This window comes from Streptomyces sp. NPDC051913, from assembly GCF_044593635.1.
Taxonomy (GTDB): Bacteria; Actinomycetota; Actinomycetes; order Streptomycetales; family Streptomycetaceae; genus Streptomyces.
On the sequence record NZ_JBIUCI010000005.1, the window covers coordinates 103,851 to 126,409 of the forward strand.

Annotated in this window: 15 protein-coding genes, 3 tRNA genes and 1 pseudogene; 11 read left to right on the forward strand and 8 right to left on the reverse strand. The window is 71.3% G+C overall.

The features are described 5' to 3' along the window. Positions 1 to 117: 117 nt before the first annotated feature. From ACIHIX_RS16500 to ACIHIX_RS16515, 4 genes are all read left to right on the forward strand, one after another. Positions 118 to 1,155, forward strand: coding sequence for a rod shape-determining protein (locus ACIHIX_RS16500; RefSeq protein WP_059191590.1), 1,038 nt, complete (start codon positions 118 to 120; stop codon positions 1,153 to 1,155). Between the two features lie 15 nt (positions 1,156 to 1,170). Continuing rightward, positions 1,171 to 2,556, forward strand: a complete 1,386-nt coding sequence (locus ACIHIX_RS16505) for a GAF domain-containing sensor histidine kinase (RefSeq protein ID WP_399955860.1) — start codon at positions 1,171 to 1,173, stop codon at positions 2,554 to 2,556. Between the two features lie 86 nt (positions 2,557 to 2,642). After that, entirely contained in the window at positions 2,643 to 5,258 is a 2,616-nt protein-coding gene (locus ACIHIX_RS16510) for an ATP-binding protein (protein ID WP_399955863.1), read from the forward strand. Beyond that, complete coding sequence (locus tag ACIHIX_RS16515) at positions 5,255 to 6,406, forward strand: hypothetical protein (protein ID WP_399955866.1); 1,152 nt, start codon at positions 5,255 to 5,257, stop codon at positions 6,404 to 6,406. The genes ACIHIX_RS16510 and ACIHIX_RS16515 overlap by 4 nt, the downstream gene beginning before the upstream one ends. A gap of 340 nt (positions 6,407 to 6,746) precedes the next feature. Here the strand turns inward: ACIHIX_RS16515 and ACIHIX_RS16520 are convergent. Next, positions 6,747 to 6,950 (reverse strand): annotated as a pseudogene (locus ACIHIX_RS16520) (MEDS domain-containing protein); the annotation flags it as partial. A 328-nt stretch (positions 6,951 to 7,278) separates the two neighbouring features. Here ACIHIX_RS16520 and ACIHIX_RS16525 point away from each other — a divergent pair. After that, positions 7,279 to 7,974, forward strand: a complete 696-nt coding sequence (locus tag ACIHIX_RS16525) for an ANTAR domain-containing response regulator (RefSeq protein WP_399955869.1) — start codon at positions 7,279 to 7,281, stop codon at positions 7,972 to 7,974. A gap of 246 nt (positions 7,975 to 8,220) precedes the next feature. Further along, positions 8,221 to 10,623 (forward strand): M4 family metallopeptidase, encoded by a 2,403-nt coding sequence (locus ACIHIX_RS16530; RefSeq protein WP_399955872.1) that lies wholly within the window; start codon positions 8,221 to 8,223, stop codon positions 10,621 to 10,623. 10 nt (positions 10,624 to 10,633) lie between these two features. Here the strand turns inward: ACIHIX_RS16530 and ACIHIX_RS16535 are convergent, their stop codons facing one another. Further along, complete coding sequence (locus tag ACIHIX_RS16535; RefSeq protein WP_399955875.1) at positions 10,634 to 11,596, reverse strand: expansin EXLX1 family cellulose-binding protein; 963 nt, start codon at positions 11,594 to 11,596, stop codon at positions 10,634 to 10,636. Between the two features lie 98 nt (positions 11,597 to 11,694). Here ACIHIX_RS16535 and ACIHIX_RS16540 point away from each other — a divergent pair, with 98 nt between their 5' ends. After that, positions 11,695 to 12,573, forward strand: a complete 879-nt coding sequence (locus ACIHIX_RS16540; RefSeq protein ID WP_399955877.1) for a DUF1932 domain-containing protein — start codon at positions 11,695 to 11,697, stop codon at positions 12,571 to 12,573. Positions 12,574 to 12,586: 13 nt separating this feature from the next. On the opposite strand, the gene ACIHIX_RS16545 is transcribed toward ACIHIX_RS16540, so the two are convergent. The 6 genes from ACIHIX_RS16545 to ACIHIX_RS16570 all read right to left on the reverse strand — a co-directional run bounded on the left by ACIHIX_RS16545 (position 12,587) and on the right by ACIHIX_RS16570 (position 16,744). Further along, positions 12,587 to 13,915 (reverse strand): DUF3500 domain-containing protein, encoded by a 1,329-nt coding sequence (locus ACIHIX_RS16545; protein ID WP_399955880.1) that lies wholly within the window; start codon positions 13,913 to 13,915, stop codon positions 12,587 to 12,589. Between the two features lie 144 nt (positions 13,916 to 14,059). After that, complete coding sequence (locus ACIHIX_RS16550; RefSeq protein ID WP_399955883.1) at positions 14,060 to 15,490, reverse strand: sensor histidine kinase; 1,431 nt, start codon at positions 15,488 to 15,490, stop codon at positions 14,060 to 14,062. After that, positions 15,487 to 16,239, reverse strand: a complete 753-nt coding sequence (locus ACIHIX_RS16555; protein WP_399955886.1) for a response regulator transcription factor — start codon at positions 16,237 to 16,239, stop codon at positions 15,487 to 15,489. Before ACIHIX_RS16555 ends, ACIHIX_RS16550 begins: the two co-directional genes overlap by 4 nt. A 96-nt stretch (positions 16,240 to 16,335) precedes the next feature. After that, positions 16,336 to 16,412: transfer RNA gene (locus tag ACIHIX_RS16560), tRNA-Ile, on the reverse strand. Positions 16,413 to 16,592: 180 nt separating this feature from the next. Beyond that, positions 16,593 to 16,665, reverse strand: a tRNA-Asn gene (locus tag ACIHIX_RS16565). A gap of 6 nt (positions 16,666 to 16,671) precedes the next feature. After that, positions 16,672 to 16,744 (reverse strand) — tRNA-Asn (locus ACIHIX_RS16570). A 158-nt stretch (positions 16,745 to 16,902) separates the two neighbouring features. Between ACIHIX_RS16570 and ACIHIX_RS16575 the strand changes: the two genes are divergently transcribed. The 4 genes from ACIHIX_RS16575 (at position 16,903) to ACIHIX_RS16590 (ending at position 22,498) form a co-directional block, all read left to right on the forward strand. Continuing rightward, the gene (locus tag ACIHIX_RS16575; protein WP_329339521.1) at positions 16,903 to 17,208 is read left to right on the forward strand and encodes a YtxH domain-containing protein; all 306 of its coding nucleotides are present in this window, start codon (positions 16,903 to 16,905) and stop codon (positions 17,206 to 17,208) included. A gap of 43 nt (positions 17,209 to 17,251) precedes the next feature. Continuing rightward, positions 17,252 to 18,691 (forward strand): FGGY-family carbohydrate kinase, encoded by a 1,440-nt coding sequence (locus tag ACIHIX_RS16580; protein ID WP_399955889.1) that lies wholly within the window; start codon positions 17,252 to 17,254, stop codon positions 18,689 to 18,691. 145 nt (positions 18,692 to 18,836) lie between these two features. Continuing rightward, positions 18,837 to 20,570, forward strand: a complete 1,734-nt coding sequence (locus ACIHIX_RS16585) for an ABC transporter ATP-binding protein (protein ID WP_399955892.1) — start codon at positions 18,837 to 18,839, stop codon at positions 20,568 to 20,570. Beyond that, complete coding sequence (locus ACIHIX_RS16590) at positions 20,570 to 22,498, forward strand: ABC transporter ATP-binding protein (RefSeq protein ID WP_399955894.1); 1,929 nt, start codon at positions 20,570 to 20,572, stop codon at positions 22,496 to 22,498. The genes ACIHIX_RS16585 and ACIHIX_RS16590 overlap by 1 nt, the downstream gene beginning before the upstream one ends. Positions 22,499 to 22,559: the final 61 nt, after the last annotated feature.

Genomic DNA, 22,559 nt, shown 5'->3' on the forward strand with positions numbered 1-22,559 from the left:
TCAGCCGCGCCCCACACAGCCCCCTCCAAAAGGCGCCCCACCCCCACCCCCCGGACGATGCCAGTGAGGCCCGCCACCCGGCGCGCCCCCCGGTCTGTGCTCTCGGGAGGACCTGCCATGACCGCCAGTCTGGAGCAGCTGCGCCGCTGCCACTTCGCCGTCGACCTGGGCGCGGCGAGGACGCGGGTGTACGTGAAGGGCGCCGGGCTCGTCGTCGACCAGCCGTCCGTCGCCGCCGTGAACACCCGCACCGGCGCGCTGATCGCGGTCGGGGACTTCGCGGAGAAGATGACGGGCCGCACCCCCGACTACATCCGCGTCGTCCGCCCCGTCTCCGGCGGCACGGTCGTCGACATCGAGATGGCGCAGCGCATGCTGCGGCACCTGCTCGGCGACAAGATCCGCCGCTCGCTGCGCCGCAAGCCGATCCTGCGCGCCGCCGCGTGCACCCCGCACGACGCGGACCCGCTGGCCCAGCGCGCCGCCATCGAGACCCTGGTCGGCCTCGGCGCACGCCGCGTCGAGCTGGTGGACACCCTCATCGCCGCCGCGGTGGGCTGCGGACTGCCCGTGGAGCGGCCCGAGGCCACCATGGTGCTGGTCTGCGGCGCGGCGGCCACCCAGGTCGCCGTCCTCTCCCTCGGCTCGATCGTGAACGCCGTCCGCATCCCCGTCGGCGGCGAGGCCGTCGACCACGCGATCGTGCAGCACCTGCGCCACCAGCACGAGCTGATGCTGCCGAGCCAGTCCGTACGACCGCTCCAGCTCGCCCTGTCCGGGAACGGTCTGACCGCCTCGGGGCCCGCCTCCACCGAGATCCACGGCCGGGACGTCGCCACCGGCCTCGCCCGTTCCGTCCAGGTCGACACCGCCGCCGTCCGCGACGCGATCCAGACCCCGCTCACGGCCGTCCTGGACGGCATCGGCAAGGTGCTGCGGGACTGCCCGCCCGACCTGGTGGCCGACCTCGCCGACCGCGGCATCATGATGGTCGGCGGCAGCGCGCTGCTCCCCGGCTTCGACCAGATGCTGCGCCAGGCGACCGGCATGCCGGTGCACATCGCGGAACGTCCCGAGGTGTGCGCGGTGGAGGGCCTGGGCGCGATGCTGGAGGGCCGGATCGAGCCGTTGGCGCTGGACCCGATCACCGACTGAGGCCGGGGCGCCGCGTTGACCGGCGAGGATCCCCTCCCGCCCCTCCTGGAGGCCGTCCTCAGCGTCGGCACCGACCTCGAACTGCGCACCACCCTCCAGCACATCGTGGACGCCGCCGCCGAGCTCACCGGCGCCCGGTACGCCGCGCTCGGCACGGCCGACCCGGGCCAGGACGGGCTCCTCGAAATGCGCACCCCGGGCGGCGCGATGCCGCAGACGGCAGCGGTCACCGTGCCGATCCGCGTACAGGACGAGGAGTTCGGCACCCTGCACCTCGCGGGGAAGGCGACGTTCACCGACGAGGACGAACAACTCCTCCACGTCCTCGCCGCCCAGGCCGGCATCGCGATCGGCAACGCCCGCCTGTACGAGGCGGCCCGGCAGCGGGAGCGATGGATCGAGGGCGCCGCGGCGGTCACGACGGCGCTGCTGAGCGACGAGCCGGCGGCCGACGCCCTGACGACCGTCGCCGAACGCGCCCGCATCCTCGCCGACGCCGCCGCCGGCGTCATCCTCCAGCCCACCGAGGCGGGCGGCATGGAGATCGTGACCGCCTCGACGTACGGCGATCCCGGTGACATCGTCGGCACCACGATCGCCCCCGGCAGCCCGGTCCTGAGGCAACTCCTGGGCGGGGAGCCGGTGTTCGTCGACGACTCGGCGACCGACCCCCGGATGACCACCCATGTACGGCACCGCTTCGGGCCCAGCATGATGCTGCCGCTCCAGGCCGAGGGACGGCTGATCGGCACCCTGGCCCTCCCGCGCCGGCGCGGCGACCGCCCGTACACCTCCGTCGAACGCCTGCTGGCCGTCCAGTTCGCCTCCCAGGCCGCCCTCGCCCTCGTCCTCGCGGACGCCCAGCACGGCCGTGAGCTCCTCGCCGTCTTCGAGGACCGCGACCGCATCGCCCGCGATCTGCACGACCTGGTCGTCCAGCGGCTGTTCGCCACCGGGATGATGCTGGAGTCGACACAGCGGCGGAGCGGGGCGCAGGACGTCCAGGAGGCGCTGGGCAAGGCGGTCGACGAGCTGCAGTCGACCATCCAGGAGGTGCGGACGACCATCTTCGCGCTCCAGCAGCCGCCCGCCGACGCCCCGACCACCTTCCGGGGCAGGGTCCTGCGGGAGACGGCCGGGGCGGCGGCCGTGCTGGGGTTCGCGCCGTCGGTCCGGTTCACGGGGGCCGTGGAGAGCCGGGTCCCCGAGCAGGTCGCCGGGCAGCTGCTGACCGCCCTGCGGCGGGCCCTCGCCGAGGTCTCGCGCCGTTTGGGCGTGTCCCGGATCGAGGTCGCCGTGGACGCCACCGCGGTACTGCCGGACGGGCGGGACGGGGTGCGGCTGACCGTGTTCGACGACGGAGGTGCGGGGACGACCGTCACCTGGCAGGCGCCGCTGTGAACCCCTCCCCCGGCTGAAGATCCGGCGATACCCTTCCGAATAACCCTTTCGGCGCGCCGAGTTGGGGTCGACGGGGGAGGTCGCCCATGCCTGAGATGTCGTTCGACTTCGAAGGTCTCATCCAGATGATCGCGAACAACCTCTACAGCGAGAAGAAGGTGTTCATTCGCGAACTGATCCAGAATGCGCATGACGGGATCCGCAAACGGGCCTGGGCCGACGGGGTGGCCGGCCGGATCGACGTGGAGACCCGGCCGCAGGACCTGGAGATCACCGTCCGGGACACGGGCATCGGCATGAACGAGAGCGACCTCGTCAAATACCTGTCCAACGTCGGCAAGAGCCTCACCAAGCAGGAGCGCGAGCAGGACGACACGCTGATCGGCCAGTTCGGCATCGGGTTCCTGGCCGCGTTCGTGGTGGCCTCCAAGGTGCGGGTGACGACCCGGAAGGTGGGCGAGGACACCGGCTGGCTGTGGGAGAACGAGGGCAGCAAGGAGTACCGGCTGACCGAGCACGAGGTCGCGGCACCGGGCACCACGGTGACCGTCTCCCTCGCGGGCGTCGAGGACCGCGGCATCATCCAGGAGGCCGAGGTCCGCGCGCTGATCCGGCGCTACGCCGACATGCTCACCACGCCGATCCACCTCAACGGCTCGCGCGAGCCCGAGAACACCATGCACATGCCGTGGGAGAAGGGCGGCCTCACCCCGGAGGAGCTCAGCTACGACCTGCGGTACTACGTGGAGCGCACGCTCAACGACCGGGTGCTGGAGGTCATCCCGGTCCAGCTGCGCGGGGAGGTGAAGGCGGAGGGCGTCCTCTACATCACCCGCGACCGCTTCTACACCGTCGACCAGCCCCGCAAGATCCAGGTGTTCCAGCGCCGGATGTTCCTGTGCGAGGACCAGCCGGACATCCTGCCCCAGTGGGCCCGGTTCGTGAACGGCGTGATCAACACCCCGGACCTGACGCCCACGGCGGCCCGCGACAACTATCTGCGGGACGACCAGTGGGCGGCCCTGCGCGACGCGCTCGGCAACCTCGTCATCGAGCACCTGGAACGGCTCCGCGACTCCCAGCGGGAGCGGTTCGCCGGGATCGCCCGCTACCACCGGATGAGCTTCGCCGCGGCCAGTTACTACTACGAGGAGTTCTTCGCGAAGTTCGCCGACCTGCTGCTGTGGCGGACCAACCGGCTCCCGGACGAGCCCGGCGACGACAGTGTGAGCGATCCGCTGGAGAACACCGGCACCGGTGTGGCCCTGCGCACGCTTCCCGAGATCCTGGACCGGCTGCCCGGCGCACCCGACCGGACCAAGACACTCCAGTGCGTGACCGGCGCGGACGCCGCCCGCCAGTTCTTCAAGATCGCCAACGCGGCCAAGACCACGGTGGTGGACGCCAGTTACCTGTTCGAACCCGAACTCCTCGACGCCTACACCGGTCTGCCCGGCGTCAACCTGCGGCTGGTCCACATCGACCGGGAGGACGCCCCGTCCGGCGACGCCATCTTCCGGCCGGCCGGCGGGGAGGACAGCGTGGCGGTGCAGAAGCTCGCGGACCGGATGAGCGCGGTGCTGCGCACCCCCCAGGGCCACGCCATCCGTACCGAGGCCCGGGAGTTCGAGCCCCCGGACATCGCCGCGGTGCTGCGGACGGACGCGCGGACGGAGGCCCAGATCAAGGCCGAGGAGGTGCTTCTCGACCCCAACGCCTCCCCCGGGACACGGGAGATGGCCGAGGCGGTCCAGCGCATGATGCGCGGCACCGGCCAGCGGCTGACCATCAACGCCCGCAACGACCTGGTGCAGCGCCTCGCCGCACACCAGGGCACCGCCGACGTCGAGGTCAGGAAGCTGATGCGGGCGCTGTACCACAGCGCGGTGCTGGCCAACGGGCAGTTGATCAGCGCCCAGGCGGCCACCGCCTTCCACGACCAGTTGCAGCAACTGATGGGCCGCAGCCTGGAGGCGCTGGAACTGGAGGCCCGCTGCAAGGCGTTGGACGACCGGCTGCGGGCGGTGCAGAGCCGCAACCGGGCGAGCGACGGGAAGCGGTCCGACCACCGCAGCTTCTTCATGATCACCCCGTTCGCCGACCGCTACCGCCCCGTGGTCGAGGCCTGCCGTGAAGTGGTCGAGCACCACTGGGGTTTCGAGCTCGTCCTCGCCAACGACCGGCTGGAGTCCGACCGGCTCCTCGACAACGTCCAGATCCTCATGGACGCGGCGGACGGCTTCATCGCCGAGATCACCGACAGCAACCCCAACGTGATGTTCGAACTCGGCGCCGCCTTCACCGACCGCCGGGACCGCCCGGTCGTCCTGCTGCGCGAGGGCGCTTCCACGAACGGCACCGCCCTCCCGGCCGACCTGCGGGCGATGCTGTACATCGAGTACTCGCTCGCCGACGTCTCACTCGCGGAGTCGCTGCGGGCCGCGATGTGGCGCTCGGGCGACATCCGCGAGCTGCTCGGCAGGGCCGGCCACCCCCGCTACATCTCCCCCCGGCGCCTCGCCGACCTCATCGCCCCGGTCGTACTGCCCCCGAAGTCCCTCGACCAGCTCGCCGCGCGCTACCGCACCGCCCAGGACTGGGTCAGCGCGCAGCCCGAGGAGGTGGGCAGGCTGCTCGGGCGGGAGAACCAGGACCTGGCTCCGATCATCATCGGCCGGGTGCGGCAGGCGGGCGAGGAATGAGCCCGGACGAGTACGCCGACCTGATGGCCAAGGCGAGGGAGGCGTACCGCGGCGGTGACATGTGGACCGCGGGCCTGTTGTACGAGCGGGCGTACCAGCTGGCCGTGGAGTTCGGCGACAAGCAGGCGGCGTTCGACGCGCTCCGGGAGGCCGCCGACGCCTGGTCCTACTCGGCCGACCCGGACCGCGGCATCCGGCTGCTCCTGGAGGCGCGGCAGCAACTGGAGTACCTGCACGACGCCGAGGGCCAGTACTGGCTGCACACCGTGTTCCTGATGCACGCCATCGACGAGGACCTGGCGGTCGGCGACCTGGACCGCGAGATGGAGGTCATGGCCGAACTGGCGGTCGGTGCCTGGGGCGACGAGGGCTCCAGGACCCACTACTTCAGGAGCGCGCTGCACGCCAACCGGGGGAACTGGGTCGAGGCGCTGGACGCCGCGGAGCGGTCCTGGGCCGGCCGGGAGGGGCCGGGCCCGCAGACCTACTCCTCCCATGCCGCCTCCGCCGCCTGCTACTTCTGCCTTCAGCTCGGCCGGCGCGAGGAGGCGGGGCGGTGGGCGGAACTGGTCGAGTCGACGCGGGAGGAGCCGATCACGCCCTGGCAGCTGGCCAAGTGCCGATGCAATCTGGCGCAGTTCGGCAACGACGGCCCGGCCGCCCGGTCGGCCTCCAGACAGCTGGACGCCCTGTCCAATCCGGAGATGCCGGGCGACGCCCTGGTCGCGATCGAGGAGTCCGTCTACTCGCTGCTCCTGTCCGCCGACGAGGGCGACCCCGCGGACCCCGTCCATCTGATCCGGCTACGGCTCGCCCATCAACCGCTCCCCGAACAGCTGCCGTTCTGGTTCCGCTACGACTGGCATCGCGCCCTGGCCTGTCTGGAGCTGGCCGGTGTCCGTCACGCGGCGGGCCTGCCGCCCGTCGACGACCGCTTCCACGCCGCCCCGGGGCCGCTGCCGGACCCGGCGGCCGCCCGTCTGCCCGCCGAGGTCCTCCCCCGCCTGGCGGCCTTCGACCGCGCCTGCGACGCCGCCCTCCCCCACGCCGTCGCGTCCGACGCCCGCTTCTCCTGCACCTGGCGCCGGCAGGACCTGACCGCCCTGCGCCGACGTGGTGCGGCCATGGCCGCCGCTTTCCGCGCCTGACGCCGCGCACCCGGCGGTCAGCGCCCGAACCAGCACCGTACGGTCGTGCCCGCTCCGCCGGTGTGGGTCGGTGGAGCCGGGCGGCGCCCCGCGAGGGGATCGGCCGGCACACCCGCGTCCCGCACCTCACACACCAGCGCCCCCTCCGTCCCGCCCTCCCCCACACCCGCAGCACCCCGCGGCCGGCCCCAGCCGGCCGGCCTCGTCGTCGGCACGGTGGCGGACCTCGGCCAGCGAGCCGCCGTCGAAGGGAAGGCTCACGGCCTGCACCTCCGGCACGGGGATGGGTGGCGTGGGCGTCGGCGAGCACCCGGCTGTCGAGGCGCCGGACGTCGTACGGGCACAGGATGGTCACCGTACGACCCTCGAAGGCGACGTTGATCAGGGCCTCGTGCTGGACGCAGGCCGGGTACTCGACGGAGCTGCGGCCCGCCCAGAACGGTTCGCCGCCGATCAGTACCCGACGCCCCGGCGCCTGCGCGTCGGCGAAGGCCCGCAGCACACCGGGGATGATCCGCCCGGGATGACGGCCGACTTCCCGCATGTCGAGCAGCCGTACGCCATCGGCATCGCCCCCGGGCACCGCCACGGCCACCGGCTCCCCCGCCTCCGCCCTGAGAGCCGACCCCGCCCGCCCAGCCAGGTCCACCCACCCCGCTCGCGTCGCTCATGCGGTGCCGCTCATACGGCTCCCCGCTGGTCCTGGACGAAGCCGCGACGCGTACCCGCCGTGGGGCCGGTCATTCCCCGCCGGGCGGGTGTAGCCCGTGGCGGGCAGGGCAGGCGGACGTCAGGCGTGCCGGCGGAACGAACGGGCGCGGACAGGGTCGTACGGCACCGTGGCGACGGGCGGGGATCGACGAGGCGGGGACATGGACTCAGCGGCGCACAGTTCTCTCGCGGGGCGGGTCAACCCCCTGGTCATCAGGGGACGTACGTACGCGGGCCGCGCCGAGCTGAGACCGCGCGGCGAGCTCGTGCACGGCTGCGCGGACGTCCTGGACGAGACGCTGACGGCCCTGCCGTCCGATGTCCGCAGGGTCGAACTGGACATGGCCGACGTGGTGTTCATGGACACGGCGGGTCTCCAGTTCCTGGAACTGCTCGACCACTACGGCCGCCACCGGCACATCCCCGTGGCCGCCACCCACTGGAGCGGCCAGCCGCGCCGCATCCTGGAACTCGCCGGCCTCGACACCACCGACCCCCTGCAAGTGACACCGCCCCCTGCAACGGCCCCCGCCTCCGAGCCCGCTTCGCCGGCCCGCTCCGTGGTGGCCCTGGAGCGCGCGGAGCAGCTGCATGTCCTGCGCACGGAGGTCCGGCAGCTGCGGCAGGCGATCGTCTCCCGGCCGGTGATCGACCAGGCCCGCGGCATCCTCATGGCCGCCCACGCCTGTACGGCGGACGACGCCTGGCAGATCCTGCGCGAGACGTCGCAGCTGTCCAACACCAAGCTGCACGCGGTCGCCGCGGCGCTCACCGCCGGCGCGGGGACCGACGGCCCGCCGCCGCCCGAGGCGGTGCGCACGGCCCTGCGCACGGCGGTCGCGCACCGCCTCCACTGAGGAAGTCCCGCCACGTGACACAGGCCGGACACAGAGGACGCACAGTCAGGTAGAGGGTTAACCCTCCATGGCTCCCGCCCAGCCCTCGATCGACCGCTCCACGCATGACATGCCTGCGTCAATTCTGTCATTCTCCCTCCACCTGCTCAGCCCTGCACTGCACCGCTCAGCCCGACCCGGACAGCACATCCGTCTGCCCGGTCTGTCACCGGCCGCCGTCGTGCGGCCGTCGCAGTAGGAGCAAGAGTGAGACGAACCCCCCGTCCGGCGGCCACCGCCGGAGCCCTCGCGGCGACGGCCGCACTGCTGGCCCTCGGCCTGCAAGCGGTCCCCGCGACCGCCGCACCCGCATCCCCCCACCCGAGCCCGCTGCGCACCGGCGGCCTGGAGGCCAAGCTCTCCCCGGTCCAGCGCACCGCCCTCATCAAGAGCGCCTCCGCGAAGACGGGCACGACCGCCCGGTCGATCGGCCTCGGCGCCAAGGAGAAGCTGGTCGTCAAGGACGTCGTCAAGGACAACGACGGCACGCTCCACACCCGTTACGAGCGCACCTACGCCGGCCTCCCCGTCCTCGGCGGCGACCTGGTCGTCCACACGCCCCCGGCCTCGCTGGCCGCCGGCACCGTCAGCACCACCTTCAACAACAACCGTCGTACCGTCTCCGTCAAGTCGACGACCGCGACGTTCGGCAAGTCCGCCGCCCAGTCGAAGGCGCTGAAGACGGCCAAGGCGCTCGACGCCACCAGCCCGGCCGCCGAGAGCGCCCGCAAGGTGATCTGGGCCGGCGAGGGCACCCCGAAGCTGGCCTGGGAGACGGTCGTCACCGGCTTCCAGGACGACGGCACGCCCAGCAAGCTGCATGTCATCACCGACGCGAGCACCGGCGCCGAACTCTCCCGCTTCGAGGGCATCGAGACCGGCACCGGCAACAGCCAGTACAGCGGCACGGTCACCATCGGCACCACGCTGTCCGGTTCGACATACCAGCTGTACGACACCACGCGCGGCGGCCACAAGACGTACAGCCTCAACAACGGCACGTCCGGCACCGGCACGCTGATGACCGACACCGACGACACCTGGGGCACCGGGTCGGGGTCCAACACCCAGACGGCCGGCGTCGACGCGCACTACGGGGCGCAGGTCACATGGGACTTCTACAAGAACACCTTCGGGCGCAGCGGCATCAAGAACGACGGTGTCGCCGCCTACAGCCGCGTCCACTACAGCACGGCGTACGTCAACGCCTTCTGGGACGACGACTGCTTCTGCATGACCTACGGCGACGGCACCAGCAGCACCCACGCGCTGACCTCGCTGGACGTGGCCGGCCACGAGATGAGCCACGGCGTCACCTCCAACACGGCGGGGCTCAACTACACCGGTGAGTCGGGGGGCCTCAACGAAGCCACCTCCGACATCTTCGGCACCGGCGTCGAGTTCTACGCCAACAACTCGACCGACGTGGGCGACTACCTCATCGGCGAGAAGATCGACATCAACGGCGACGGCACGCCGCTGCGTTACATGGACGAGCCCGACAAGGACGGTTCGTCGGCGGACAGTTGGTACTCGGGCGTCGGCAACCTGGACGTGCACTACTCGTCCGGACCCGCGAACCACATGTTCTACCTGCTGAGCGAGGGCAGCGGCTCCAAGACCATCAACGGCGTCACCTACAACAGCCCGACCTCCGACGGGGTCGCCGTCGCCGGCATCGGCCGGGCCGCCGCGCTGCAGATCTGGTACAAGGCGCTGACGACGTACATGACGTCCAGCACCAACTACGCGGGCGCCCGCACCGCCGCCCTCAACGCCGCCGCGGCCCTCTACGGCACCAGCTCCACGCAGTACGCCGGGGTCGGCAACGCCTTCGCGGGCATCAACGTCGGCAGCCACATCACGGTCCCGACCACCGGCGTCACGGTCACCAACCCGGGCAGCCAGACCTCCACCGTCGGCACCGCGGTGAGCCTTCAGATCAGCGCCAGCTCCACCAACAGCGGCACGCTGACCTACGCGGCGACCGGTCTGCCCACGGGCCTGTCGATCAGCAGCTCGACCGGGGCCGTCTCGGGCACACCGACCACCGCCGGTACGTACAGCTCGACCGTCACGGTGACCGACAGCACCGGCGCGACCGGCACCGCCTCCTTCACCTGGACCGTCAACTCCAGTGGCGGCGGCGGCAGTTGCACCTCGACCCAGCTGCTGGGCAACGCGGGCTTCGAGTCCGGCAACACCACCTGGACCGCGACCAGCGGCGTCATCACCAGCTCCAGCAGCCAGGCCGCCCGCACCGGCTCGTACAAGGCGTGGCTGGACGGCTACGGCGCCACCCACACCGACACGCTCTCCCAGTCGGTGACCATCCCGAGCGGCTGCACGGGCACGACGTTCACCTTCTATCTGCACGTCGACACGGCCGAGACCACCACCAGCACCCAGTACGACAAGCTGACGGTCACCGCCGGTTCGACCACCCTGGCCACCTACTCGAACCTCAACGCGGCCTCCGGGTACGTCCAGAAGTCGTTCAGCCTGTCCGCCTTCGCGGGCCAGACCGTGACGCTGAAGTTCTCCGGTGTCGAGGACTCCTCGCTCCAGACGAGCTTCGTCGTCGACGACACCGCGGTCACCACCAGCTGAGCCCCACGGTTCAGTGGCGTGCGAACTGGACGCCGGTCTGCTGCACGGCGTCCGGTCGCACGGCGATCCCCTCCACCGTCAGCTGCTCCCCGTAGATGTCGGTGATCCGGATCGCGGCGCCGCACCCCGCACCACCCTCGGACAGGAAGTAGTTGAACTCGGCCCGGGGCAGAACGGTCCAGCCGCTACCGGCGCGCACCTCCAGTCGCGCCACCGGATTCCGGTGGCCGAGCACCTGGATGCCGCACCAGTAGCGGCTGGACCCCGTCTTGTAGCGGACGGAGAGCGCGGCGGGAGCGTCGGCCGGGCTCAACAGGCTCCAGGTGATGGGTATTTGGCCCTTCACGGGCGCGGCGAGCTTCGCGAAGGCCGGGGCGCTGAGGTCGATGTGGCCGGGCTTGCACTCCGGGCACTCGTTGGTGACGCGTACGGTGATCGAGGCCCCGTCCGCCGCCCTGACCCGCACATACGCGCCGCACGCCTTGGCCGTCTCGTAGTCGGTGTGGTTCATCGCGGCGGTCATGACGTCGCTGGTCGGGCCGAAGGTGCAGGCGCCGTCGCCGTTCCCGGCGTCGTAGAAGGTGGCGATACCGGTGTAGGTGACGCCGGGCTTGATGCGTCCGGCCGACGACCCGCCGGAGACGGGTGACTTGGGGGCACTCGTGGTCTTCGGCCGCTTGGCCGCGGTGGCCTTGGGCGTGGCCTTCTTGCTCGGCGAGGCGGACGCCGAAGCCGTCGGAGTCGCCGACGGTGACGGGCCGGCGGACGACGTGCCCGTCACCGCCCTGGACCCGGCGGTCGCCGAACCGCCCCCGTCCGCCACGGACACCGCCTCCCCCGACCCCCCGCCGGAGCCGCCGCCGGGCCGGAACGCCACGATCACGGACGCGATCAGCGCGACCGCCCCCACCGCGACAGCGATGAGAAGGGCACGCGACTTGCGAGGACGTCGATGCGAGGAGGGATGCGCCACGGCTCAGGTCCTTGTGTGTCGGGTGGGGCTTCGGTGCCGGAAGCCTTCGACGTACAGTCGCCGCAGGATCCCAGAAGGTTGCCGGGCGGGAGGCGCGAATGACGACAACGGTGACGCTCCTGCATCCGGGGGCCATGGGCGCCCCGGTCGGCGGCCAGGCGACCCGCACCGGAACCCGCGTCCTGTACGTCCCGACCGGCCGCGGCCCGGCCTCCGTCGAACGGGCACGTCAGGCGGGCCTGGAGGCGGCCGACTCCCTCGAATCGGCCCTGTCCGTCAGCGACTTGGTCCTCTCCGTCTGCCCTCCGCACGCCGCGGAGGACGTCGCCCACGAGGTCCTGGAGCACGGCTTCCGGGGCGTCTACGTCGAGGCCAACGCCATCAGCCCGGACCGTACGATCCGCATCGGCAAGGCCTGTGCCGAGCGCGGCGCGGTGCTGGTCGACGGCTCGATCATCGGCGGCCCTCCGGCCGGAGGGAGCGGCCCCCGTCTCTATCTGAGCGGCGACGCGAGGGCGGTGGCGATGACGGCCGCGCTCTTCGAGGGCACCGACGTCCCGGCCCGCCCGCTCGACGCCGGGATCGGCGCGGCCTCGGCGCTCAAGGCGGCGTACGCCTCGTTCCAGAAGTCGGCACGTGTCCTGGCGGCCGTCTCGCACGCCCTCGCCGCGGGCCATGGCGTCGGCGACGAACTGATGCGGGAGGGGCGGGAGTTGACGGCGCGCATCCTCGCCGAGGCCGACCACTTCCCCAGCGTGGCCGCCCGTGCCTGGCGCTGGGCACCGGAGATGGAGGAGATCGCCGCCGCCCTGGACGCCGTAGGACTGCCGCCGGACCTGGCTCAGGCGTCGGCGGCGGTGCTGCGGCGCTGGAGCGGTGACAAGGACCGGCTCGATCTGCCGCTGGAGGAGGTGTTCGCGCATCTGCGCACGCCCGTGGGCCCCGCCACGGACGACGCGACGGGGCCCACGGGATGACGGGAACGGTGTGTCACCGGTGGTGCGGTGACGTCAGGTAGTGCTGCCTGAGGAGCTCCCTTCCGTAGTCGTTGCCGTTGGGGGTCCGGATGATCGAGTGGACGTGCAGCTGGGTCGCGCCGCCGCCCTGTGTGGCGCCGTACGCGCCCGCCAGCGGGCCCGGGCCCTGGCAGTCGACCTCCACCCATACGACGGGGCTGTGCACCCGCACGTAGAAGGCGTCGTCGTCGCCGGTGCCGCCGGCCCAGGTGACATAGGTGTCCGAGAGGTGCTGGGCGACCTCGGACATCCGCACCTTCGCGGCGTCCGCCTTGGCACGGCCCACGAAGGCCTCGACGATCGCGAGGAGCTTCTTCTTCTGGGCGGCGTTCAGCTTGTTGCCGCGCAGGCCCGTGTACTCCTGGACCGCGTTGTCGGAGAAGGCGCCCGCCTTCATCGACTCGTTCGACTTGGTGGCCGACTCGACGGCGACCGCCTGCTGCGCCGAGGTGAGGGAGTTGATGAAGGCGAGGGAGGCGACGACCTCCTCGTGGCACACGGTCACGGTCTCGCCGTCGATCTCCATGGTCGTCGGCTCCGAACCCCAGAAGCAGGGGCTCATCACGACCTGGTCGCCGAGGACGAAGTAGTTGACGACCAGGTGGTGCCCGTCGAACTGGAAGCCCCAGGGCTCGGTCGCGGACGGAGTGCCCATGACGGTCCAGTAGTAGGCGTCCTCGTTGAAGGCGGTGGTGTTGCCGATCGCCTCGCCCGCCGCCTGGTTGATCTTCCGGATCTTCTCCGTGGTCTCCAGACCGTCGGCACTGAGCGCGGCCTTCAGCAGGGCGGTGCCGAGGGCCTTCTGGTCGTCGCTCAGGTCGGCGAGCGAGACACCCTGGCGCTCGTAGGAGTCGACGTTGCTCCACAGCCGCCACTCGGTGGAGTGCACGGTGAAGACGGTCGAGGTCTTCTGGTCGTCGCTCAGTCCGGCGAGGAAGGCGTTCGCGGCGGTGATGACGGGGGCGGTCGCCACGCCCGTCGAGTGGATCGTGAACAGGTCGTCGATCCGGTTGCCGTCGGTGGTCAGACCGAAGAACTCCTCGGTGATCGACTGGTTGCCGGGACCTCCGGTGCCCCCGCCGGGGCCGCCGCTGGGCGCACCGCTGGGCGTGGCGCTCGCGTCGGCCGTCCCCGTGCTGTCGTCGGCCAGCGCGGCCCAGGCACCGGCGCCACCCATCGTGGCGACGGCCGTGGCACCGGACGCGAAGAAGACCTTGCGCATGAAGTTGCGGCGGCTCGCGTGGGCGCGCCGCGCGACCTCGGCCTCCTGCTGCGGCTGCCCACCGGTGTCGAGCTCGGCCATCGTGGTCCGCTCCCTTCGTCCTGGCCACGTCCCCTGCGGACCGGCCACCGGACAACCACCCTGAGGGCCCTAACTGAGGCTCCGCTGAAGCGAGTTCGCCGACCGGGCCGTACACAGCCGCTACGACGGCACTGACCAGGCTTTCTATGAGGAAGCCGTGGATCGTGCGCCGGCCGTGGGCAACGTCACCCTGAACTCCGTGCGCCCCGCCTCGCTCGCCACCTCGATCCGTCCGCCGTGCGCCTCCGTGAGCGCCGCGGCGATGGCGAGGCCGAGCCCCGAGCCGCCGCCCTGACCGGGGGCGCGGGTGCGGGAGGCGTCGGCGCGGGTGAAGCGCTCGAAGACGGCCGGGAGGAGCTCCGCCGGGATGCCGGGCCCGTCGTCCCGGACGACGACCGCGCACGCGGTACGGCTCGCCGCCACCTCCACCTCGATCCGGGTGCCGGGCGGGGTGTGGGCGCGGGCGTTGGCGAGGAGGTTGGCGACCACCTGGGTCAGCCGGGCGGTGTCGCCGGTCACCACGGCCGGTTCGTCGAGGCGCAGCGCGAGCTGCCAGTCGTGGCCGGCCCCGGCGGCCCGCGCGTCCCACACCGCCTCGGCGACCAGCGTCGCGAGGTTGACGTCGGTCTCCTCCAGGGGCCGTCCCTCGTCGAGGCGGGCCAGCAGCAGCAGGTCCTCGACCAGCCCGGTCATGCGGGCGGACTGGGCGGAGACCCGCTGCCAGACGAGCGCGGGCTCGATCCGCGCGGCGCCCTGGTCCATCAGCTCCGCGTATCCGGCGATGGAGGCGAGCGGGGTGCGCAGTTCGTGGCTCGCGTCGGCGAGGAAGCGGCGCATCCGGTCCTCGCTGCGCCGCAGTTCGGTGAGGGAGGACTCGACGCTGTCGATCAGGACGTTGAGAGCGGCGCCCACCTGGCCGACCTCGGTGCCGGTGTCGGGGTGCGGGACGCGGGTGAGTTCGCCGGTGCCGAGCGGTCCGTCGGCCACCTCGACGGCGATGGCGGCGACCTGCCCGAGGGGCCGCAGCTGCCGCCGTATGACCCAGGCGCAGACCGTGCCCACGCCGGCCAGGCCGACGACGGCGATCACGGCCTCCGCCACGACGAGGTCGTCCACGGTGTCCTTGAGTTCGGCGGCGGGCAGTCCGGCGAGCACCGCGGGGCCGTCGCCGCTCGCGACGGTGAGCCGGTAGGTGCCGAGGCCGGGGATGGTCCGGGTGTACAGCCTGCCCGCCTCGGTGAGCCCGGCGAGGGCCGCGCGCTGGGCGGCGGTGAGGACCCGCTGGCCGCCCTCCTCGGTGACCACCTCGGCGGCGACCACCTTCCCGTCGGTGAGCCGGGCGGCGACGGTCCCGGTGGGCTGGCCGCGCTCGTTGAGGAACCCGAGGTCCGTGGCGTCACCGGGACGCCGTTGCAGGCCGCCCTGGCTGCGGTCGGCCGTGTCCCGGACCCGCTGGTCGAGATCCGCCTGGAGGTGCGCGCCCTGGACGAGGACGGTGGCCACCGCCATCGTCGTACAGACCACGACGAGGGCCAGGGACACGAACAGCACCAGGCGGGCCCTCAGGGTCTTCATCTGCCTTCGCCCGCCGCCCTGATGACATATCCCGCGCCGCGCACGGTGTGGATCATCGGCCGGCGCCCTTTGTCGAGCTTCCCGCGCAGGCTGTACACGTACACCTCGACCAGGTTCCCCTCGCTCTCGAACGAGCTGTTCCACACGTGGTCGAGGATCTGCGTCTTGCTGAGCACCTGGCGGGGGTGGCTCATCAGGAAGTGCAGCAGGTCGAACTCCTTGGCGGTGAGCGCGATCGGCTCCCCGCCGCGCCGCACCTGACGGGTCTTCTCGGCGAGGACGAGATCGCCGAGCACGCGCACGGACTCGTCGGCGGCGGCCTCCTCGGCGCCGGAGCGGCGCAGCAGTCCGCGCAGCCGCAGCATGACCTCTTCGAGGGAGAAGGGCTTGGTGACGTAGTCGTCGGCACCGGCGGACAGCCCGTCGATACGGTGCTCCAGCCCGTCGCGGGCGGTGAGCATCAGCACGGGCAGTCCGGCGTTCTCGTAGCGCAGCCTGCGCAGCACCTGGACGCCGTCGAGGTCGGGCAGCATGCCGTCGAGGACGACGGCGTGCGGGGCGCAGCCGCGGGCGAGGTCGAGTGCGCCGTGGCCGTCCGCGGCGAGGAACGGCTGCCAGCCGGCCTCGGTGACGGCCCACGACAGCAGTTCGGTGAGTTCGGGTTCGTCATCGACGATCAGGACCCGGACCGCGCCCTGACGGGCTGCGGGTACTTCACGGCCTTCACGGACTTCGCGGACGGCAGACATGCCGTGAGCGTGCCGGGTGCGGCTGGGAGATTCCTGTGAACCGGCTGGGCGGAAGCCAAGACGCCGTCGATGGATCGTTTCTTCGACCACATCGAGTGGTGGGGCGGGTGGGACTCGAACCCACGGCCGACGGATTATGAGTCCGCTGCTCTAACCGGCTGAGCTACCGCCCCATAGCGGCGTGTCGCGTACAGGTGTGCGCGCCGTCTGCCGCAGCATAGCCGCTCATACGATCTCCTGCTTCGTATGGTCGACTTCGCATGCCCTGAAGGACTCCGCCGTGACCTGCGCGGTTCCCGGTTCAGGGGTGATCACATGAAAAAGGACCCCTTCGGGGGTCCTTGTCCAAGACGCTCTCCCGACTGGACTCGAACCAGTAACCTGCCGGTTAACAGCCGGCTGCTCTGCCAATTGAGCTACGGAAGATCGAAGCTCCCCCGACTGGACTCGAACCAGTAACCTGCCGGTTAACAGCCGGCTGCTCTGCCAATTGAGCTACGGAGGAATGCCTCGTTGCATCGAACGTACCTCCCTGGGTATTCGCCAGGGGGCGGGCGTCCGCTGCGACACATACATTAGCGCAAGCAGGGGGGTGCTCCGCCAATCGGTTCCCCCCGGCACCGACGCCGCACCGCATACCTACGCAAGGGAAGGGTGGCAGCCATGCGCTACAAGCTCACTTTCGTCGCCGGGCTGACTCTGGGTTACGTGCTGGGCACGCGTGCCGGGCGCGAGCGTTACGAGCAGCTGAAGAAGTCCGCGCGGCAGGTCTCGCAGAACCCCGCGGTCCGCAACACCGCCGAGTCGGCCGCCCAGCAGGGCCGCCAGTTCGCGGGCAAGGCGTACCACGTGGTGAGCGACAAGGTGGGCGACCGGGTGCCGGACTCGGTGGCCCAGCGGGTGCGTTCCCTGCGGGACCGGAACACCAACGGCGCCGCCGAGGACGACTGGGGAACCAGCAACACTTGAGTGCCGGGCGGGGTGACGTCGTCCGGCCCATAGAATTTTCGCCATGGGGATAGTCGCCGGGTTGGACAGTGCGCCCGATTTCACTCGTATCGTCGTCTGCGACGCGGACACGGGCGCCGTGCTCCGGCAGGGCTATGCCCCGCACCCGGTGGAGGGCCGCCCCTCCGACGTCGACCCCCAGGCCTGGCTGCTGTCTCTTGGTGAGGCCGCGGGCGGCGGGCTGCTCGAAGGCGTGCAGGCCATCGGCGTGTCCGCGCAGCAGAACGCCGTCGTGCCGCTGGACGCCCAGGGCAACACCGTCCGCCCCGCCCTCGTCGGCAGTGACAAGCGGGCCCAGGTCGCGGCGGCCGACCTCATCGACGCGCTCGGCGGGCGCGAGGCGTGGGCGCAGGCCGTGGGCTGTGTGCCGCAGGCGCCGCAGCCGGTGACCAAGCTGCGCTGGCTGGTGAAGAACGAACCGGACGCGGCCCTGCGCACCGCCGTGCTGCTCCAGGCCCACGACTGGCTGGTCTGGCAGCTCCTCGGGCGGCCCGTACGCCGGACCACCGACCGCGGCGGCGCCTCCGGCACCGGCTACTGGTCCGCCGCCACCGGCGCCTACCGCACCGACCTCGTCGAGCTGGCGCTCGGTCACCAGGCCATGCTGCCCGAGGTGATCGGCCCCTCGGAGGCGGCCGGTACGACCCCGGAGGGGCTGCTGATCTCCGCCGGGACCGGCGAGACCATGGCCGCCGCCTTCGGCCTCGGCATCGGGCTCGGCGACGCCGTCGTGTCGCTCGGAGCCTCCGGCTCCGTCATGGCCGTGCACCCCGAGGCGCTCGTCGACAGCTCCGGGATGATCACGTCGCTGGCCGACGCGACCGGCATGCACCTGCCCGTCGTCACCACCCTGAACGCCGTACGGACCCTGCGCGGCACCGCCGAGCTGCTCGGGCTGGCCGATCTGGAGGCCCTGTCCGAGCTGGCGATGAAGTCGACGCCGGGCTCGCACGGTCTGGTGCTGCTGCCCTATCTGGAGGGCGAGCGGACACCGAGCCTGCCGCACACCGCGGGGACGCTCGCCGGGCTGCGGCGGGAGTCGATGAAGCCCGAGCATCTGGCGCGGGCCGCGTTCGAGGGCATGCTGTGCGGGCTCGCCGACGCGCTCGACGTGCTGCGCGGTCGGGGCGTGGAGGTGCGGCGGGTCTTTCTGCTGGGGGCCGCCGCCGAGCTGTCGGCCGTGCAGGCCGCCGCACCGGCGATATTCGGCGCGCAGGTCGTCGTACCGCAGCCCGCGGACTACGCGGCGATCGGCGCCGCCCGGCAGGCGGCCTGGGCGCTCGGCGTGTCGCAGGGATCGCTCGACCCGCGCACCCCGCCGGCCTGGCAGGGCGCGGCGGCGCAGATCCTGGAGCCCGGCGAGGAGCTGGCGGTGGGGCAGGCGGTGCGGCAGCAGTTCGTGTCGGTCCGTGAGCAGACCCACCCGAACGCCTTCCGCGGCTGACCACGTGGGCGCACCTTCCGCCCATAAGACGGTAAAGAGCACTGCTGTCGGCTTAATCGGTTGAGGTAACGCGGGGGGAGTGTCCGACGATAGGGGCCAGGGGCAACCACCTCCGGCCCCTGTCGCCGACTCCGAGAGACGTAGCGTGCTCATACGACTTCTGCGGACCTATCTCAGGCCCTACAAGAAACCCATCACCGTCCTGGTGCTGTTCCAGTTCCTCCAGACCTGCGCCACCCTCTACCTGCCCACGCTCAACGCCGACATCATCGACAAGGGCGTGGTGAACGGGGACACGGGCTACATCCTGTCCTTCGGCGCCCTGATGATCGGGATCTCGCTGGCGCAGGTGGTGTGCAACATCGGGGCCGTCTACTACGGCGCCCGAACGGCCGCGGCACTCGGGCGGGACGTGCGGGCCGCGGTCTTCGACCGGGTGCAGTCGTTCTCGGCCCGCGAGGTGGGCCACTTCGGCGCGCCCTCGCTGATCACCCGGACCACGAACGACGTCCAGCAGGTGCAGATGCTGGCCCTGATGACGTTCACCCTGATGGTGTCGGCGCCCATCATGTGCGTGGGCGGCATCGTCCTCGCCCTCGGCCTGGACGTGCCCCTGTCGGCGGTGCTGGTCGCCGTCGTACCGACGCTGGGCATCTGCGTGACGCTGATCGTACGGCGGCTGCGACCGCTGTTCCGGACGATGCAGGTGCGCCTGGACACCGTGAACCGGGTGCTGCGCGAGCAGATCACCGGCAACCGGGTGATCCGCGCCTTCGTCCGGGACGGGTACGAGGAGGAGCGCTTCCGCAGGGCCAACGGCGACCTCACCGCGATGTCGCTGGCCACCGGCAACATGCTGGCGCTGATGTTCCCCGTGGTGATGACGACGGTGAACCTGTCGTCGATCGCCGTGGTGTGGTTCGGCGCCCACCGCATCGACAGCGGCGGGATGCAGATCGGTGATCTGACCGCGTTCCTCGCCTATCTGATGCAGATCGTGATGTCCGTGATGATGGCCACCTTCATGTTCATGATGGTGCCGCGCGCGGAGGTGTGCGCCGAGCGCATCCAGGAGGTCCTCGACACGGCGTCGAGCGTGGTGCCGCCGGTGGCGCCGGTCGTGGAGCTGCGTCGGCACGGGCACCTGGAGATCCGGGACGCGGGCTTCCGCTACCCCGGGGCCGAGGAGCCGGTGCTGAAGGCGGTCGAGCTGGTGGCCCGGCCCGGTGAGGTGACGGCCGTGATCGGCTCGACCGGCAGCGGCAAGTCGACGCTGCTGGGGCTGGTGCCCCGGCTGTTCGACGCGACCGAGGGCGAGGTGCTGGTCGACGGGGTCCCGGCCGCGGACGTCGAGCCGACGCTGCTGGCCAAGACCGTCGGGCTCGTGCCGCAGAAGCCGTATCTCTTCGCCGGGACCGTGGCGACCAACCTGCGCTACGGCAACCCGGACGCCACGGACGAGGAGCTGTGGCACGCGCTGGAGGTGGCGCAGGCCAAGGACTTCGTGGCGGGTCTCGAGAACGGCCTCGACTCCCCCATCGCCCAGGGCGGGACGAACGTCTCCGGTGGTCAGCGGCAGCGGCTCGCGATCGCCCGGACGCTGGTCCAGCGGCCCGAGATCTATCTCTTCGACGACTCCTTCTCCGCGCTCGACTACGCCACCGACGCGGCGCTGCGCGCGGCGCTCGCGGCGGAGACGTCGGAGGCGACCGTGGTGATCGTCGCCCAGCGGGTGGCGACCATCCGCGACGCCGACCGGATCGTCGTCCTGGACGAGGGCCGCGTCGTCGGCACCGGCACCCACCGTGAACTGATGGCGGACAACGAGACCTACCGGGAGATCGTGCTCTCCCAGCTGACGGAAGCGGAGGCTGCCTGATGGCCGGGCCCATGGGGCGGATGATGGCCGGGGGCGGCCCGGACAGCCGTTCGCTGGACTTCAAGGTGTCGGGCCGCCGGCTGATCGGCCAGTTCCGGCCGGAGCGGTTCACCATCTACGGGCTGCTGGCCTGCGTGGTCGTCAGCGTCGGCCTGAACTCGATCGGGCCGTGGATCCTCGGCAAGGCCACCGACCTGGTCTTCGCCGGCATCATCGGACGGCAGATGCCGGCCGGGGCCTCGAAGGAGGAGGTCCTCGCCGGGATGCGCGAGCGCGGCGACTCGGCGATCGCCGACATGCTCGGCAGCACCGACTTCACCCCCGGTGAGGGCATCGACTTCACCGCCGTAGGACATGTCCTGCTCCTCGCCACCGGCGCGTTCCTCGTCGCGGGGCTGCTGATGGCGGTGGCGACCCGGCTGGTGAACCGGGCCGTCAACCGCACGATGTTCCGGCTGCGGGAGGACGTGCAGACGAAGATGTCGCGGCTGCCGCTGTCGTACTTCGACAAGCGCCAGCGCGGCGAGGTCCTGTCCCGGGCGACCAACGACATCGACAACATCGGGCAGACCCTCCAGCAGTCGATGGGCCAGCTCATCAACTCCCTGCTGACGATCATCGGTGTGCTCGCGATGATGTTTTACGTCTCCTGGCTGCTGGCGCTGGTCGCGCTGGTGACGGTGCCGCTGTCGTTCGTCGTCGCCACCCGCGTCGGCAAGCGCTCGCAGCCGCACTTCGTGCAGCAGTGGCGCACCACCGGCAAGCTCAACGCGCACGTGGAGGAGATGTACACCGGGCACGCCCTGGTGAAGGTGTTCGGACGGCAGGAGGAGTCGGCGCAGCAGTTCGCCGAGCAGAACGAGGCGTTGTACGAGGCCGGGTTCAAGGCGCAGTTCAACAGCGGCGTCATGCAGCCGCTGATGATGTTCGTGTCGAACCTCAACTACGTCCTGGTCGCGGTCGTGGGCGGTCTGCGGGTCGCCTCGGGCGCCCTGTCCATCGGTGATGTGCAGGCCTTCATCCAGTACTCACGCCAGTTCTCGATGCCGCTGACGCAGGTCGCGTCCATGGCGAACCTGGTGCAGTCCGGTGTCGCCTCCGCCGAGCGCGTCTTCGAACTGCTCGACGCCGAGGAGCAGTCGGCGGACCCGGAGCTGGCCGAGCGGCCCGAGGAACTGCGCGGCCGGGTCGCGCTGGAGAACGTGTCCTTCCGGTACGACCCCGAGAAGCCGCTGATCGAGGGCCTCTCCCTGAAGGTGGAGCCGGGTCACACGGTCGCGATCGTCGGCCCGACGGGCGCCGGCAAGACCACGCTGGTCAATCTGCTGATGCGGTTCTACGACGTCTCCGGCGGCCGGATCACCCTGGACGGGGTGGACATCGCCAAGATGTCCCGGGACGAACTGCGGGCCGGCATCGGCATGGTGCTCCAGGACACCTGGCTGTTCGGCGGCACCATCGCGGAGAACATCGCCTACGGGGCGTCCCGCGACGTCACCCGCGGCGAGATCGAGGAGGCCGCGCGCGCCGCGCACGCCGACCGGTTCGTCCGGACGCTGCCCGACGGGTACGACACCGTGATCGACGACGAGGGCACGGGCGTCAGCGCGGGTGAGAAGCAGCTCATCACCATCGCGCGGGCGTTCCTGTCCGACCCGGTGATCCTCGTCCTCGACGAGGCCACGTCCTCCGTCGACACCCGCACCGAGGTGCTGATCCAGAAGGCGATGGCCAAACTCGCCCACGGCCGCACGTCGTTCGTGATCGCCCACCGCCTCTCCACCATCCGGGACGCGGACACGATCCTGGTGATGGAGAACGGCGCGATCGTGGAACAGGGGGCGCACGGGGACCTGTTGGCGGCGGATGGCGCCTACGCACGGTTGTACAAGGCGCAGTTTGCGCAAGCGGTAGCAGAGGTGGACTGATCAGGGCGGGGGGCTGGACCCACCTAGGGGCGCGGGGCTGTGTCAATGTGCGGCTCCGCCG

What these genes read in the sequence shown, in the direction of transcription:
- ACIHIX_RS16500 (WP_059191590.1), top strand. Translation starts at nt 118, where the DNA reads ATGACCGCCAGTCTGGAGCAGCTGCGCCGCTGCCACTTCGCCGTCGAC.
- ACIHIX_RS16510 (WP_399955863.1), top strand. Translation starts at nt 2,643, where the DNA reads ATGCCTGAGATGTCGTTCGACTTCGAAGGTCTCATCCAGATGATCGCG.
- ACIHIX_RS16515 (WP_399955866.1), top strand. Translation starts at nt 5,255, where the DNA reads ATGAGCCCGGACGAGTACGCCGACCTGATGGCCAAGGCGAGGGAGGCG.
- ACIHIX_RS16525 (WP_399955869.1), top strand. Translation starts at nt 7,279, where the DNA reads ATGGACTCAGCGGCGCACAGTTCTCTCGCGGGGCGGGTCAACCCCCTG.
- ACIHIX_RS16540 (WP_399955877.1), top strand. Translation starts at nt 11,695, where the DNA reads ATGACGACAACGGTGACGCTCCTGCATCCGGGGGCCATGGGCGCCCCG.
- ACIHIX_RS16545 (WP_399955880.1), bottom strand. Translation starts at nt 13,915, where the DNA reads ATGGCCGAGCTCGACACCGGTGGGCAGCCGCAGCAGGAGGCCGAGGTC.
- ACIHIX_RS16550 (WP_399955883.1), bottom strand. Translation starts at nt 15,490, where the DNA reads ATGAAGACCCTGAGGGCCCGCCTGGTGCTGTTCGTGTCCCTGGCCCTC.
- ACIHIX_RS16555 (WP_399955886.1), bottom strand. Translation starts at nt 16,239, where the DNA reads ATGTCTGCCGTCCGCGAAGTCCGTGAAGGCCGTGAAGTACCCGCAGCC.
- ACIHIX_RS16575 (WP_329339521.1), top strand. Translation starts at nt 16,903, where the DNA reads ATGCGCTACAAGCTCACTTTCGTCGCCGGGCTGACTCTGGGTTACGTG.
- ACIHIX_RS16580 (WP_399955889.1), top strand. Translation starts at nt 17,252, where the DNA reads ATGGGGATAGTCGCCGGGTTGGACAGTGCGCCCGATTTCACTCGTATC.
- ACIHIX_RS16590 (WP_399955894.1), top strand. Translation starts at nt 20,570, where the DNA reads ATGGCCGGGCCCATGGGGCGGATGATGGCCGGGGGCGGCCCGGACAGC.